Here is a 14,528-nt window from a genome sequence, read left to right on the forward strand (position 1 = left end):
CCAGGTGAAGGTGCCGATGCGGCGCAGGGCGCGCAGAAAGGTCTCGCTGGTGAGGTCCTCGGCGGTCGCCTTGCCGCCCACGCGGTAGTAGATGTACCGGTACACGGTGTCGCTGTACTGGTCGTAGAGGCGGCCGAAGGCGTCGGCCTCGCCGGCCTGGGCGCGCTCGACGAGCTCCATCATCCGGGCGCTGTCGCTGTCCGCGGCCGGGCGGCGGACGGTGGTCGCGGCGGTCTGGCGGGCGCGTCTGCCGGCGGCGCGCCCGTCGCCCGTGCGGCGGCCCTCGACGACGGCACTGCGGACCGGCCCCTGTTCCATGCCGTCGGCCAGCGCGTAGTACGGGCCTACGGGCGCGGCGGTGGCGAATGCAGGGCCGGCGGACGCGGTGGGGACGAGCCCGCGCAGCAGGTCCAGGACCGTGGCGCGGAGCGTAGCCAGGCCCGAGGCGTCAACCCCGACGTGTGGGTACACGGGACTCCCAGAGGCAGAGCTTCCATCACGTGCAGTGCGGGACCGTTCACCCGTCGTAGCGACGGAGGGGTACCGGTTTGCGTCTGAGGAGAATAACGCTTCGTACAGGCGCTGCTACACCCAGTTGCTCAAATCATCGATTACGTCGCTTCCGTAACCGATTGACGCCCCATCAAGTGCCGCAGAGTGACCGATTGCTGATCGGTTCGGTTCGGTGTCGGTGTGGATCGGGGGCGTGTTGTGGCGGTGTACCGCCAAGAGGAAAGGCCAACGCGGTGCGTGAGTACGTTCGGGCGTCGGGCCCGGATTCCGGGTGCGCCGCGCACCCGGTCACGCGCGGCGGTCCTGTCCCTCCGCGCGTACGGGTGTCACCGGCGGCGCCGGTGCAGCGCGATCGCCGCCGCGGTGCCGCCCGCGACCGCTCCCACTCCGGCCGCCGCCGGGATGCCGACCTTGGCCGCCTTGCGGCCGGTGCGGTAGTCGCGCAGACGCCAGTCCATCTCGCGGGCGTGGCGGCGCAGTTTGGCGTCGGGGTTGATCGCGTAGGGGTGGCCGACCAGCGACAGCATCGGGATGTCGTTGTGGGAGTCGCTGTAGGCGGCGCAGCGGGACAGGTCCAGGCCCTCGGCCGCCGCGAGCGCGCGCACCGCCTCCGCCTTCGCGGGCCCGTGCAGGGGCTCGCCGACCAGCCGGCCGGTGTAGACGCCGTCGACGGACTCCGCCACGGTGCCGAGCGCCCCGGTCAAGCCCAGGCGGCGGGCGATGACCTGGGCGATCTCCACGGGCGCCGCGGTGACCAGCCACACCTTCTGGCCGGCGTCGAGGTGGGCCTGGGCGAGCGCCCGCGTGCCCGGCCAGATCCGCTCGGCCATGTACTCGTCGTAGATCTCCTCGCCGATCGACTGGAGTTCGGCGACGCGGTGGCCCTGGACGATGGAGAGCGCGGAGTCGCGCGCCTCCTGCATGTGCTCGGGGTCCTCGACCCCGGCCAGCCGGAACCAGGCCTGCTGCCAGGCGAACCGGACGAGGTCGCGGGTCTCGAAGAACTTCCGTTTGTAAAGTCCCCGGCCGAAGTGGAAGAGGGCGGCGCCCTGCATCACGGTGTTGTCCAGGTCGAAGAAGGCGGCCGCGTGGACGTCGCCGTGCACCGGGAACTCAGCCTCCTCGTCGGCGGGTGGCGCGGCTTGCGCCTCCTGTGCCTGCGAGGACTTGCGCGCTGCCTCCGCCGAGGCCTCGCCTGCCAACACGCTCCGCGCCGTGGCGGAGCGCCTACGGGGAGTGAGCCATCCGAGAGCGGCCATGGCGTGAGCATAGCCAGTCTGTTCGGTGGTTCCGGAGCCGAGAGGTTCGCATGCCGTGAACTCTGCGCGACCGTGTCGTAGAAGCGGCCGCGGGCGCGCGGGGTCACACGGGCGCGCGACGGCGCGAGAATGGCCGGCATGAGTCCCCTCTTCCGCCGCAGGCCCCCCGCGCCCCACGAGCGGCTCGTCACCCTCGTCCGTAAACCCGGCTGCCATCTGTGCGACGACGCGCAGGCGGTGGTGGAGAAGGTGTGCGCCGATCTCGGCGTGCCCTGGGAGAAGAAGGACATCACCGAGGACCCGGAGCTGTACGACCGCTACTGGGAGCAGATCCCGGTCGTGCTCGTCGACGGTGAACAGCACACCTTCTGGCGGGTGAACGAGGAGCGGCTGCGCAGGGAGCTGACCGGCTGACGCCGTGGGCGGCTTCGACGGCTGGATCCCGACCCCGTCCATCGACTGACCGGCGAGTACAAACTGGCGGAAAGTCGCTTAGGATCGACGGCGACTTGGTCTCGGGGGCGGGGATCGTAGAGGAGCGTGTGCGGTTTTGCCCCCAACAAAGAAGGAACGCGAGGGCGGGTGGCCGGGTTCCGCGCACCCCCGCGCGGGGTGCGTGACCCCGGTCACGTTGGCCGGGCAAATCGGACACCATCTTTGTGCACGCGTTCACAAAGACATAGCCTGCTTTCGACGGGGCGGTCCGGGGACGTATGACCGCCCACAGCCCCGCTCTACCCGCAGGAGCACCGTGGCAACTGGCCGAACTCACCGACCGGCGACCCGTAGCCGAGGGATTCCCGAGGCCACCGTCGCCCGGCTTCCGCTGTACCTACGAGCCCTGACCGCGCTGTCGGAGCGCTCGGTGCCCACGGTCTCCTCCGAGGAGCTCGCGGCCGCGGCGGGGGTCAACTCCGCCAAGCTGCGCAAGGACTTCTCCTACCTCGGCTCCTACGGGACCCGGGGCGTGGGGTACGACGTCGAGTATCTCGTGTACCAGATCTCCCGCGAACTCGGGCTCACCCAGGACTGGCCGGTTGTCATCGTCGGCATCGGCAACCTGGGCGCCGCCCTGGCCAACTACGGCGGGTTCGCCTCCCGTGGCTTCCGGGTGGCCGCGCTCATCGACGCCGACCCGGCGATGGCCGGAAAGCCCGTCGCGGGCATCCCGGTGCAGCACACCGACGACCTGGAGAAGATCATCCAGGACAACGGGGTCTCCATCGGCGTGATCGCGACCCCCGCGGGCGCCGCCCAGCAGGTCTGCGACCGGCTGGTGGCCGCCGGGGTGACCTCCATCCTCAACTTCGCGCCGACCGTGCTGAACGTCCCGGAAGGCGTCGACGTGCGCAAGGTCGACCTCTCCATCGAGCTGCAGATCCTCGCCTTCCACGAGCAGCGCAAGGCCGGCGAGGAGGCCGCCGCCGACGGCGCCCTGCCCGGGGCCGCCGCTGCCGCCGCCCGCAAAGCGGCCGCCGACCAGGGGCCCGACGGGGACGTACCCGCCGTGATGCCGGCATGAGTCTCCTCGTCGTCGGACTGAGCCACCGCAGCGCACCCGTCAGCCTGCTGGAGCGCGCCTCCCTGCACACGGACGCGCGGATCAAGTTGCTTCAGGACACCGTCGCCGCCGAGCCGGCCACCGAGGCCGCCGTCCTGGCCACCTGCAACCGCATCGAGCTGTACGCCGACGTGGACAAGTTCCACGCCGGTGTCGCCGAGCTGTCCACGCTGCTCGCCCAGCACAGCGGGGTCGGCCTGGAGGAGCTCACGCCCTACCTCTACGTGCACTACGAGGACCGGGCGGTCCACCACCTGTTCTCGGTGGCCTGCGGCCTGGACTCGATGGTCGTCGGCGAGGGCCAGATCCTCGGCCAGATAAAGGACTCCCTGGCCCGCGCCCAGGATCTGCACACGGCCGGACGCCTGCTCAACGACCTGTTCCAGCAGGCGCTCAGGGTCGGCAAGCGCGCCCACTCCGAGACCGGCATCGACCGCGCCGGGCAGTCCCTGGTCACCTTCGGCCTGGAGCAGCTCTCCCGGGGCGCCGACGTCGCCGCCTGGGCGCGGGGCAAGAAGGCCCTGGTCATCGGCGCCGGATCGATGTCCTCGCTGGCCGCCGCGACGCTCGCGCGCGCCGGCGTCGCCGAGATCGTGATCGCCAACCGGACCCCGGAGCGCGCCGAGCGCCTGGCCCGGATCCTCGCCACCGGCGACGACACGGACGTGCTGGCCCGCGCGGTACCGATGGACGCGGTGCCGGCCGAGTTGGCACGTGCGGATGTCGCCGTCTCCTGCACCGGCGCGACGGGACTCGTCCTGACGGCCGGGACGATCGCCACGGCGGTCGAGGGCCGCACGGGCTCGCCCGCCGCCGGCGCGGTCAACGGGGACGCGGCGCGTGCGGCGGGTTCCGGTGCCGCCGAGGTCCACGGCGGCGGTCGTACGGCCGTCGCGGCGGACCCGCGCGAGACCCCGCTGCCGCCCACCACGGTCGGCGCCGAGGAGGGCTGCCCGCTCGACCTGGCCGCCGTGGCCGCCGCCGAGCCCGGCTTCTCCCTGATGGGCGAGTCCGCCGTGGCCGGCATCGACGCCGCCACGCTGGAACAGCACGGCACCTGGGTGGACAACGGCACCGTCGACCGGCGCGAGGCCGCCCGCCGCAGCGCCGAGGCCGACGCCGAGCTGATCACCGCGCTCGCCGCGACCGCCGCCACCGTCGGCCGCATCCCGGAGCGGCGCAGGCCCGAGCCGGTCGTCGTCGCCCCGCGTCCGGAGCCCGCCCTGTTCCTGCTCGACCTCGCCATGCCGCGCGACGTCGACGCGGCCGTGCACCGGCTGGCCGGGGTACGCCTGGTGGACATCGAGTCCCTGGCCGAGGCCTCCGCCGACGCGCCGATGGCGGCCGACGTCGACCAGGTCCGCCGTATCGTTTCGGACGAGGTCGCGGCCTTCGGGGCGGCCCAGCGCGCCGCGCACATCACGCCCACCGTGGTCGCCCTGCGCACCATGGCCGCCGACGTCGTGGCCGGTGAGATCGCCCGCCTCGAGGGGCGGCTGCCCGGCATGGACGACAAGCACCGGGCGGAGATCACCCAGACCGTGCGACGCGTCGTGGACAAGCTCCTGCACGCGCCGACCGTACGGGTCAAGCAGCTCGCGGCCGAGCCCGGCGGCGCCGGGTACGCCGACGCGCTGCGCACCCTGTTCGACCTCGACCCCGAGACGGTCGCGTCCGTCTCCCAGGCCGACGACAGCACCACCCCGAGAAGAACGGCAGGAACCGAGGGCCGGCATGACTGAGAAGGCATTGAGGCTCGGCACCAGGCGCAGCAAGCTCGCCATGGCCCAGTCCGGGCAGGTGGCGGACGCCGTGAGCCAGGTGACCGGACGGCCCGTCGAGCTCGTCGAGATCACCACGTACGGCGACGTGTCCCGAGAGCACCTGGCGCAGATCGGCGGCACCGGCGTCTTCGTCGCGGCGCTGCGCGAGGCGCTGGCGCGCGGGGAGGTCGACTTCGCGGTTCATTCGCTCAAGGACCTGCCCACCACGCAGCCCGACGAACTCGTCCTGGCCGCCGTGCCGGAGCGGGAGGACCCGCGTGACGTGATCGTCGCGCGGGACGCGCTGAAGTTCACCGACCTGCCGCGCGGCGCCCGCATAGGCACCGGCTCCCCGCGCCGCATGGCCCAGCTGAACGCGTACGCCCGCACGCACGGCCTGGACATCGAGACGGTCCCCATCCGGGGCAACGTCGACACTCGGATCGGCTTCGTGCACAAGGGCGAGCTGGACGCGGTGGTGCTGGCCGCGGCCGGCCTGAACCGCATCGGCCGCGCCGACGAGGTGACCGACTTCCTGTCGGTCGACACTGTTCTGCCCGCCCCCGGCCAGGGGGCACTGGCGATCGAGTGCGCCGCGGGCAACGCGGACCTCGCCGCCGCGCTCGCCGAGCTCGACGACCCGTTCACGCGGGCCGCCGTGACCGCCGAGCGATCACTGCTCGCCGCCCTGGAGGCCGGCTGCAGCGCACCCGTGGGCGCGCTGGCCGACCTTCTGGCCGACGGGCAGATTGTCAAGGAAATGCGCCTGCGGGCGGTCGTCGGGACCACCGACGGCTCCACGCTGGTGCAGCTGTCCACCACCGGTCCCGTGCCCCACACGCACGAGCAGGCGATGGCGCTCGGTCGCGAACTCGCCACCGAGATGCTCGCCCAGGGCGCGGCCGGTCTGATGGGGGAGCGAGCACATTGAGCCCCACCACCCTTTCCGCCGGCCTCGAACACGGGCACGTCACCTTCCTCGGTGCCGGACCCGGAGATCCGGGACTGCTCACACTGCGCGCCGTGGAGGCGCTTGCGAACGCGGACGTCCTCGTCGCCGAGCACGAGGTGCTCGAGGTCGTCCGCACGCACGCCAGGCAGGGCGTGGCCGTCGTGCACACGGACCCGGGTCCTTCGTCGGACCCGCTGCCGGGCACGGGCACGCCTCAGCTCACGGTCGTCGACGGCACGTCGGCGACCGCTGGAGCCCCCGCGGTGCGGGATGCCTCACATCTTGTCATGGAGGCTGTGCGCGGCGGCAGGCGGGTCGTCCGTGCGGTGTCCGGGGACCCGGGACTTGATACGTACGCGGCGGAGGAAATGCTCGCGTGCGCGGCGGCCGGTGTTCCCTTCGAGGTCGTGCCCGGCATCGCGGCCGCCGTGGGTGTTCCCGCGTACGCCGGTGTGCCGCTGCGCGACGCCGAGGGCACGGACGTCCGCTTCGTGGACGCCCGTACCGCCTCGGACCGCTGCTGGACGGAGGTCGGCGCCTCCGACGGCACGGTGGTGGTGTCCACCACGCTCGACTCGGTCGCGGCCGCGGCCGGCGAACTGGTCTCGGCGGGCCGCAAGCCCGACACCCCGCTGACGGTCACGGTCGCCGGTACGACCACCCGTCAGCGCACCTGGACCGCCACCCTCGGCACCATCGCCCAGACCCTGAAGCAGGCCAAGGTCCTGCCGTCCCCGGACGGCGGCCGGCCGGTGATAGCCGTGGTCGGCGAGCGCAGCGCCGCCGCCCGGCGCGACCAGCTGTCGTGGTTCGAGTCCAAGCCGCTGTTCGGCTGGCGGGTGCTCGTGCCGCGCACCAAGGAACAGGCGGCCTCGCTCTCCGACCAGCTCCGCTCCTACGGCGCCGTCCCGCACGAGGTCCCGACCATCGCGGTCGAGCCCCCGCGCACGCCCCAGCAGATGGAGCGCGCGGTCAAGGGCCTGGTGACCGGCCGCTACGAGTGGATCGCGTTCACCTCGGTCAACGCGGTGAAGGCGGTCCGCGAGAAGTTCGAGGAGTACGGCCTCGACGCCCGCGCCTTCGCCGGCATCAAGGTCGCGGCGGTGGGCGAGCAGACGGCGAAGGCCCTGATCGCCTTCGGTGTGAAGCCCGACCTGGTGCCGAGCGGTGAGCAGTCGGCGGCGGGCCTGTTGGAGGACTGGCCGCCCTACGACCCGGTCTTCGACCCGATCGACCGCGTCTTCCTGCCGCGCGCCGACATCGCCACCGAGACGCTGGTGGCCGGCCTGATCGAGCTGGGCTGGGAGGTCGACGACGTCACCGCCTACCGCACGGTGCGGGCCTCGCCGCCTCCGGCGGAGACCCGTGAGGCGATCAAGGGCGGCGGCTTCGACGCGGTGCTCTTCACGTCGTCCTCGACGGTACGCAACCTCGTCGGCATCGCCGGGAAGCCGCACAACGTGACGGTGATCGCCTGTATCGGCCCCGCCACGGCGAAGACGGCGGAGGAGCACGGCCTGCGGGTCGACGTCATGGCCCCCGAGCCCTCGGTCCACCGACTGGCCGAGGCCCTGGCCGAGTTCGGCCTCCGCCGCCGCGCCGCCGCCCTGGAGGCGGGCGACCCGGTCACCCGCCCGAGCGAACGCCGCCCGGGCGCGCGGAGGCGCCGCTCGACGACCTGAGCTCGGTGAGCTCATTGACGGACGGCGGGGTGCCCCACGGCGATTGCCGGGGGCACCCCGCCGTCCGTCGTCGTTCAGTGCCCGGAGGCGTACGGCAGGAATATGGGACCCCGCCCGGCTGATCGTCGCCGAACTCGCGGCGAACGCGGCGCTGCACGGCCGGGTCGCGGGCCGCGGCTTCCGCCTCACCCTCTCCGTCCCCCGGCCCACCGTCCTGCGCATCGAGGTGAGGGACACAAGAGGCGACCGGCCGCCGGTCACGTCCCGTGTGGCCGACGGCCGGCCCGCGGAGTCCGGCTACGGACCGCTGCTCGTGGAGCAACTGTCGTGCCACTGGGGAATCCGGTACGGCCCCGCACCGACGAAGACCGTCCGGGCGGAAGTACGGCTCGTCAGGTGACGGGGCACCGCACCGCCTGACCGGACCGCGCCGCAGGTGGCCGTATCGTCATGTCCGCAATGTACCCGGCGGCCAGCGGCCTGCCGGACGTCAGTGGGGGAGGGCAGCATGAGTCCCGTAGTGGTGACATCCGCTGGGAGGGTCCGTGGGGTGGTCCGGGACGGGATCGTGAGCTTCCGGGGGATCCCCTTCGCCGCTCCGCCCGACGGCCCGTTGAGGTTCCGGCCCCCGGCGCCGGCTCCGGGGTGGGACGAAATCCGGGACGCCGTGGCGTACGGGGCCGCGCCCCCGCAGTTGGCTCCGGCCCCCGGGGCGCCTGCGGTGTGGCGGCCCGGCGACGGGCTGGACTGCCTGACGGTGAACGTGTGGACCTCCGATCCGGGCGCGGCCGGCCTGCCGGTCATGGTGTGGATCTACGGGGGCATGTGGAAGCACGGGTCGTCGAGCATGCCCCAGTACGACGCCACCGCGCTCGCCGGCTCCGGAGTCGTCGTGGTCACCTTCAACTACCGGGTCGGCTTCGAGGGTTTCGCCCATCTGCCCGGTGTCCCGGACAACCGGGGGCTGCGTGACCAGATCGCCGCGCTGGAATGGGTCCGGGACAACATCACCGGCTTCGGCGGTGACAGCGGCAACGTGACCGTCTTCGGACAGTCGGCCGGAGCCGCCTCCACGGCCCTGCTCATGGCCGCCCCGGCGGCCCGGGGCCTGTTCCGGCGCGCGATCGCCCAGAGCGTCCCGGCAGGTGCCCGCACCCTGACCGAGGCCGGGACCGTCACGGACACGATCGCGCGGGCCGCGGGAGTCCCGGCGGCCTGGGACTCCCTGGCCGCCCTGCCGCCGGAGGCGCTCCTGGCGGTCCAGGACACCCCGTTGCGCGGCCGCGACGACGGCTTCACCGCCTTCGGGCCCGTCGTCGACGGCGAGTTGGTGACCGGACAGCCCTGGACCGCCCTCGAAGCGGGCGCCGGCCGCGACGTCGACCTGATCGCCGGGTTCACCCATGACGAATACCTGGGCCAGGGCCCCCTCCCCCCGACAGGGACCGACCTCGGCTCGGTCGCCGAAGCGGTGGGACTCGACAAGCAGGCGGCCGCCGCCTACCGCGGCGCCCACCCCGAGCTCGGCGACACCGGGCTGTTCACCGTGATGCTGTCCGACGCGCTCGTCCGGATGCCGACAACCCGGGTCGCCCGCGCTCATGCGAACGCGGGCGGCCGGACCTGGCTGTACGACTTCACCTGGAAGGGCCCCACTCTCGGCGCCGCCCACGGAATCGACGTCCCCTTCACCTTCGGCGACGCCACCAGCCGCTACGCCGCCCGGTTCCTCGGCTCGCCCGCACCGGCAGCCTTCGCCGGTCTGTCCGAGCGACTGCGTACCGCCTGGACCTCTTTCGCCGGTTCCGGCGACCCGGGCTGGCCACGGTTCACGCCGGACCGGCAGACGACCAGACTCTGGGACCTCCCACCCGCCGACACCCGGTACCCGCTGGAAGCGTCCTGGCGGATCTGGGACGCGTGAGGCGGCCCCGGTCAGCCCTGGGCAAGGCGCGGCGGCGACATGGAGATGTGGTCGCCGCAGGCGTCGATCCGGGTGGGGTGGCCGTGGGTGTCCGTGATGGGGATCTCCGTGCGGTCGGACTCGGGGGCGTGCGGTGCGGAGACGAGGGCGTCGGGCTCGCGGACGCAAGTGGAGCCTGCGCCCTTCGCACCGCTGGGGGTGTACTGGAGGCCCACCGTCAGCTCTTCCCCCTTGCGCAGGGTGATCGACTCGGGGTGCCCCTGCCCGACTCCGTCGAGACTGTTCGCCTTGCCGTTGTGGATGAGGAGGCCCGGGTAACCGGCGAAGAGGCAGGGTGCCGAACCGCGGTTGGACGCCGTCAGGTGAGCGTCGCGCCGGCTGCTGCTCTCGCCGGGCTGAAGGACCAGGCTCCACTTGAGGCCACCGGTGCGGCAGTTGGCCGCTGCCGGGGCCGCCGTCTCGTCCTCGGAGTTCGCGTTGCCGCAGGCCGTCACGGCCACGACGACCCCGAGCACGGCCATGCTGTGGGCGAGGCGCGTCTTCGCTCGCATCGTTCCTCCCGGATACCAGAGTGTGCGGCCCGGCCAACGGCCCGCCTTGCCCTCGAACTGCTCACCTGGCTGGATGAGCGCCGAGCGCGATCGGTTGCGAGGCATGAGCCGTTCGAGGGCGAAAGTTCTGACAGGGATCGGTAAGGATCCTCCGCCTCCGTGACATGTATGAGGTGTGGAGACGCTGAAGGCCCGGAGCGGGCGGGAGCTTGCTGGGCGGTTCACGGACCTGTATGCGCGTGAGCAGCCGCGCGTGTGCGCCTATGTGCACCGGCGGTGCGGTGACCGAGGCGCGGCCGAGGAGTTGACCGCCGAGGTCTTCCGTACCGCCTGGGAGCGGATGACCGGTGGTCAGGAAGTCGGGAGCGGCTGGCTGTTCGTGACCGCGCGGAACCTGCTGAGCAACCACTACCGCTCGGTGGCACGCCTGACCGAGCTGCACCGCACGGTCGCCGACGAGTTGGGGCGCGCTCCGGTCTCGGAGCGGGACGACGCCGTACTCGACGCACTCGACCGGCTCGCGCCCGCGCACCGCGAGGTACTGCTGCTGAGCTACTGGGACGGGCTCAGCGCCACGGAGGCCGGTGAGGTCCTCGGATGCGGCGCGTCCGCGGTCTGGGTCCGGCTGCACCGGGCACGCAAAGCGTTCCGCGCCGCCTACGATCTGCCCGAGGAGTCAGTGTGATGCGTGTGAAAGGCCTGATCCGGAGCGTCAATCCGGTGCCGCCCCCGGCGGCGGACCAAGACCTGTCCGCGCGGGCCGAGGGTGAGCTCGCCGCGCTCGTCGGGCCCGAGGGGCCCGTGGTGAGTGCCGGTTCCGCCAGTGGTCCTTGGCGGTCCTCCCGGCGGGGGGTGCTCCTGGGCGCCGTCGCGTGTGGGGTCGTGCTCGCCGTCGGGGGCGCCTTCCTCGGTCTGCACGGCGGCTCTCCGTCCGGCTCCGGCAGTCACCGGGCCAGTGGGCCCGGCATCGGGCCCGGCGGCTCCGCCATGGCCGACGAGCCGTCCTACGGGAGCACCGCCGAACTGGAGGGTGCCGCGAGCCTCATCGTGCGGGCGCGGGTCGGCGAGGGGCATCAGGAGAGCGTCGAGGGGGTCGACACGACCGTCGCCACGGCGAAGGTGGTGGCCGGCGCCAAGGGCGCGATCCCGGGAGACTCGGTCGAGGTGGCGTACACGACACCCGGTACCGGGCCCGAGACCACCTCCTTCACCTCCGGGAAGGAGTACGTCCTCCTGCTCGACAAGGGTCCCGGCGGGCGCTTCGTCCTCGTCAACACCACGCAGGGGTGGTACGAGGTCCGCGGCAACGCCCCCGTCGCCGGGAAGGACAACCACGTCGGCCTCAGCGCGGGCGTGCGCAAGGCGCTCGGCCTGCACCCGCGGTAGCGGAACGGAAGAGCTGCGCTGGTGCGCCACGGGTCGCTTCTCCGTGGCGCACCAGCCGACCGGTGTGGCTACTTCGTACGGTTCGCCGTGATCCGGTGGGCCCGGTCGGCCAGTTGGCCGACCTTGCCCGCGCCGTCGAAGCCCGCGGGAGACACGGCCTTGACCGTGCCGTCCTGCTTCACGCCGTAGAGCGCCTGGACCGGGTTGACCAGGTCGTACGGGTGCCCGTTGCCGTGGTCGGCGAGCATCAGCACGTACTTCGGACCGCCCTTGGCGAGGAGCGTGGTGTCCGAGTCGCGGTACTTGACGCCCTTGTAGGTGCCGCCGAGCTGGCTGACCTCGATGACGGAACCCGCGGCCACGTGCCCGGACAGCGCCCGCGAGACCTTCACCCGGGAGACGGTCACGATGACCGGGTCCGCCTCGGCGGCCTCCTTGGCCTTCTTCGCCTCGGCGGGCGAGAGTCCGGCCTGCGGGTTCTTGGCGGGGTCGTTGCCGGCGGGCGCGTCGGGCAGCATCTTCTCCACCCGGCTGCTGAGCACCGTGCCCTCGACGACGACGTCGGACTTCTTGATGACCTCGTCGAGCGAGGAGTACGCGGGGTAGTCCGCGTGGTAGGTCACGGTCTCGGCGGCCGGCGCGGAGCCGGCCCCCTTCGCGGAGGTGCCGTCCGCGGAGCAGCCCACGGCGGCGAACGCGGCGAGCATCGCCGTCCCGGTTATGAGTACGTGCCGTCTCGCGGTGGTCATCACCTGTAGATCCTCTTCACCTCGGACTTGTCATAGGGCTGCGGCGTCTGCACCCTCGAGCGGTCGCGGCTGTGCTTCATCAGCGAGACCTTGCTCGTGTTCGGGTTGTCCGCGAGGCTCAGCGCGTGTCCGAGCTCGTGCGTGGTGGTGCTCCGCACCCACTTGTCGTACTTGGGTATGGACTTGGTGTCCCGCCAGAGGGTCGTGGCGTTGACCTTGATCTGGAAGGACCGGCTCGAACGCGAACCGGAGGGCGCGTACAGGCCGTACCAGCTGGCGCTGTAGTTGCCGGCCGTGTAGCTCGGCTTGGCGCTGGACTTGCGCTGGATGTTCGCCCCGACGCCGGCGCTGTTCCAGTTCTTGCGGCCGGTGTCGAAGTACTTGACCCATTCGCTGTTGATGCCGACGGTCTTCACGCTGAAGGACCGCTTGGGCATGCCCCCGCTGTAGTACGTCGCGTAGGCGGGCGCCGTCGTGGCGAGCGTGCCCGCCAGGGCCAGCGCGCCGCACGAGGCGAGTGTGAGTGAGGTGCGGGTGAGCGCGGTGCGTGTGACTCTTCGCTGCAAAACTGCTCCTCCGTGAATTGAGCATGCGGCATGGCCGGATGCAGCCTCAGGGAAGGCTTCGAAGGAATTCGGATGCCGACGCCGATGTCGGTGTGGACGCGGACAGGTCTCGACGCGTCCCGCACATGGCGGTGCATCCCGAAATGCGCTGTTCCCCCTTTTTGGTCCCCCGTTGAACCGGCTGCTTCGCTTGCGCGAGCCGTGCCTGTGATCAAGATCCAGCCTCACAGACCGCGCCGTTCCCCGCATCGATCCCAAGAAGGAGTAAAGAGTTCCTACTTGAGGGCGATGACAGCCCGTCCCTCAATCGCTCACATGTTCCATTACGCCACCGGTGTGCGGCCGATGTGCGACCGATGCGCGGCCGACTCCGCGTCGGCAAAGGCACGGCAGCGGCGGGCGTAGCGTAGAGAGCATGACGAAGTACGGATCCTTCCCCGGTACGCGTCCTCGTCGGCTGCGCACCACCCCCGCGATGCGGCGCATGGTCGCCGAGACCCGGCTGCACCCGGCGGACTTCATCCTCCCCGCGTTCGTGCGCGAGGGCGTGAGCGAGCCGGTGCCGATCGCCGCCATGCCGGGCGTCGTGCAGCACACGCGGGAGAGCCTGAAGAAGGCCGCCGCCGAGGCGGTGGAGGCCGGGGTCTCCGGGATCATGCTCTTCGGGGTGCCGGAGGAGGCCAAGAAGGACGCCCTCGGCACCGCGGGCACCGACCCGGACGGGATCCTCCAGGTGGCCCTGCGCGATGTGCGCGCCGAGGTCGGGGACGAACTGCTCGTCATGTCCGACCTGTGCCTGGACGAGTTCACCGACCACGGCCACTGCGGCGTCCTCGACGCCGAGGGCCGCGTCGACAACGACGCCACGCTCGAGCGGTACGCCGAGATGGCCCAGGTCCAGGCCGACGCGGGCGCCCATGTCGTGGGTCCCAGCGGGATGATGGACGGGCAGATCGGCGTGGTCCGCGACGCGCTCGACCAGATCGGCCGCGAGGACGTCGCGATCCTCGCCTACACCGCCAAGTACTCCTCGGCCTTCTACGGCCCCTTCCGCGAGGCCGTCGGGTCCTCGCTCCAGGGCGACCGCAAGACCTACCAGCAGGACCCGGCCAACCTGCGCGAGTCCCTGCGCGAGCTGGCGCTCGACCTCGAGGAGGGCGCCGACATGGTGATGGTCAAACCGGCCGGCCCCTACCTCGACATCCTGGCCCGCGTCGCCGACGCGGTGGACGTACCGGTCGCCGCCTACCAGATCTCCGGCGAGTACTCGATGATCGAGGCCGCCGCCGAGAAGGGCTGGATCGACCGGGAGCGGGCGATCCTGGAGACCCTCACCGGCATCAAGCGGGCCGGCGCGCGCAACATCCTCACCTACTGGGCCACCGAGGTCGCGCAGAAGCTCCGCTGAGGCACGGGGGCCGGCGCGTGCTCCCCGCACGGCTGTCCCAGAGACCTCGACGACACCGAGGACGGGCCCTCGTCCCGTACGCCCTCACCGTCGTGGCAGCCCGTCAGGGCGGCCGAGGCGGTGAGCACGAGCGCGGCGGCGGCGAGCAGCCGGGTCCGGGCGCGGGTGCGCGCGGATCCGGACACGGGTGTGCGTGCGGGTGCACGGGTGGGGC

Annotated in this window: 15 protein-coding genes; 9 read left to right on the plus strand and 6 right to left on the minus strand. The window is 72.1% G+C overall.

Annotated elements, in window-relative coordinates; all coding sequences use genetic code 11:
• A partial coding sequence (locus tag IE249_RS35990; RefSeq protein WP_268249663.1) for a sigma factor occupies positions 1 to 471 on the minus strand: 471 nt, incomplete at its 3' end.
• Positions 472 to 839: 368 nt separating this feature from the next.
• Positions 840 to 1,772, minus strand: coding sequence for an HAD family hydrolase (locus IE249_RS03150; protein ID WP_189703237.1), 933 nt, complete (start codon positions 1,770 to 1,772; stop codon positions 840 to 842).
• Positions 1,773 to 1,901: 129 nt separating this feature from the next.
• On the opposite strand from IE249_RS03150, the gene IE249_RS03155 reads away from it, so the two are divergent.
• The 6 genes from IE249_RS03155 (at position 1,902) to IE249_RS03180 (ending at position 9,654) form a co-directional block, all read left to right on the plus strand.
• Positions 1,902 to 2,186, plus strand: coding sequence for a glutaredoxin family protein (locus IE249_RS03155; RefSeq protein ID WP_189703238.1), 285 nt, complete (start codon positions 1,902 to 1,904; stop codon positions 2,184 to 2,186).
• A 337-nt stretch (positions 2,187 to 2,523) separates the two neighbouring features.
• Complete coding sequence (locus IE249_RS03160; RefSeq protein ID WP_189703239.1) at positions 2,524 to 3,294, plus strand: redox-sensing transcriptional repressor Rex; 771 nt, start codon at positions 2,524 to 2,526, stop codon at positions 3,292 to 3,294.
• Positions 3,291 to 5,075 (plus strand): glutamyl-tRNA reductase, encoded by a 1,785-nt coding sequence (locus IE249_RS03165; RefSeq protein ID WP_189703240.1) that lies wholly within the window; start codon positions 3,291 to 3,293, stop codon positions 5,073 to 5,075. Before IE249_RS03160 ends, IE249_RS03165 begins: the two co-directional genes overlap by 4 nt.
• A complete protein-coding gene (hemC, locus tag IE249_RS03170; protein ID WP_189703241.1) occupies positions 5,068 to 6,027 on the plus strand; it encodes a hydroxymethylbilane synthase in 960 nt (319 codons plus the stop codon). The genes IE249_RS03165 and hemC overlap by 8 nt, the downstream gene beginning before the upstream one ends.
• Positions 6,024 to 7,730: a bifunctional uroporphyrinogen-III C-methyltransferase/uroporphyrinogen-III synthase gene (locus tag IE249_RS03175; RefSeq protein ID WP_189703242.1), complete on the plus strand. Its 1,707-nt coding sequence runs from the start codon at positions 6,024 to 6,026 to the stop codon at positions 7,728 to 7,730. The genes hemC and IE249_RS03175 overlap by 4 nt, the downstream gene beginning before the upstream one ends.
• Positions 7,731 to 8,238: 508 nt before the next feature.
• Positions 8,239 to 9,654, plus strand: coding sequence for a carboxylesterase/lipase family protein (locus tag IE249_RS03180; protein WP_189703243.1), 1,416 nt, complete (start codon positions 8,239 to 8,241; stop codon positions 9,652 to 9,654).
• 11 nt (positions 9,655 to 9,665) lie between these two features.
• On the opposite strand, the gene IE249_RS03185 is transcribed toward IE249_RS03180, so the two are convergent.
• Entirely contained in the window at positions 9,666 to 10,205 is a 540-nt protein-coding gene (locus IE249_RS03185) for a DUF4232 domain-containing protein (RefSeq protein ID WP_189703244.1), read from the minus strand.
• A gap of 175 nt (positions 10,206 to 10,380) precedes the next feature.
• Between IE249_RS03185 and IE249_RS03190 the strand changes: the two genes are divergently transcribed.
• Positions 10,381 to 10,890, plus strand: a complete 510-nt coding sequence (locus IE249_RS03190; RefSeq protein WP_189703245.1) for an RNA polymerase sigma factor — start codon at positions 10,381 to 10,383, stop codon at positions 10,888 to 10,890.
• Complete coding sequence (locus tag IE249_RS03195) at positions 10,890 to 11,591, plus strand: hypothetical protein (RefSeq protein WP_229857606.1); 702 nt, start codon at positions 10,890 to 10,892, stop codon at positions 11,589 to 11,591. Before IE249_RS03190 ends, IE249_RS03195 begins: the two co-directional genes overlap by 1 nt.
• A 68-nt stretch (positions 11,592 to 11,659) precedes the next feature.
• Here IE249_RS03195 and IE249_RS03200 read toward each other — a convergent pair whose 3' ends face one another.
• Together IE249_RS03200 and IE249_RS03205 are read right to left on the minus strand one after the other, a co-directional pair.
• Positions 11,660 to 12,340 (minus strand): hypothetical protein, encoded by a 681-nt coding sequence (locus IE249_RS03200; protein ID WP_189703247.1) that lies wholly within the window; start codon positions 12,338 to 12,340, stop codon positions 11,660 to 11,662.
• Positions 12,340 to 12,906 (minus strand): zinc metalloprotease, encoded by a 567-nt coding sequence (locus IE249_RS03205; protein ID WP_229857383.1) that lies wholly within the window; start codon positions 12,904 to 12,906, stop codon positions 12,340 to 12,342. Before IE249_RS03205 ends, IE249_RS03200 begins: the two co-directional genes overlap by 1 nt.
• Before the next feature lie 415 nt (positions 12,907 to 13,321).
• On the opposite strand from IE249_RS03205, the gene hemB reads away from it, so the two are divergent.
• Entirely contained in the window at positions 13,322 to 14,314 is a 993-nt protein-coding gene (gene hemB / locus IE249_RS03210; RefSeq protein WP_189703248.1) for a porphobilinogen synthase, read from the plus strand.
• On the opposite strand, the gene IE249_RS03215 is transcribed toward hemB, so the two are convergent.
• Positions 14,278 to 14,499, minus strand: coding sequence for a hypothetical protein (locus IE249_RS03215; RefSeq protein ID WP_189703249.1), 222 nt, complete (start codon positions 14,497 to 14,499; stop codon positions 14,278 to 14,280). The genes hemB and IE249_RS03215 overlap by 37 nt on opposite strands.
• Positions 14,500 to 14,528: the final 29 nt, after the last annotated feature.

This window comes from Streptomyces anandii JCM 4720 (genome assembly GCF_014650655.1).
In the GTDB taxonomy this organism is placed as follows: Bacteria; Actinomycetota; Actinomycetes; order Streptomycetales; family Streptomycetaceae; genus Streptomyces; species Streptomyces anandii.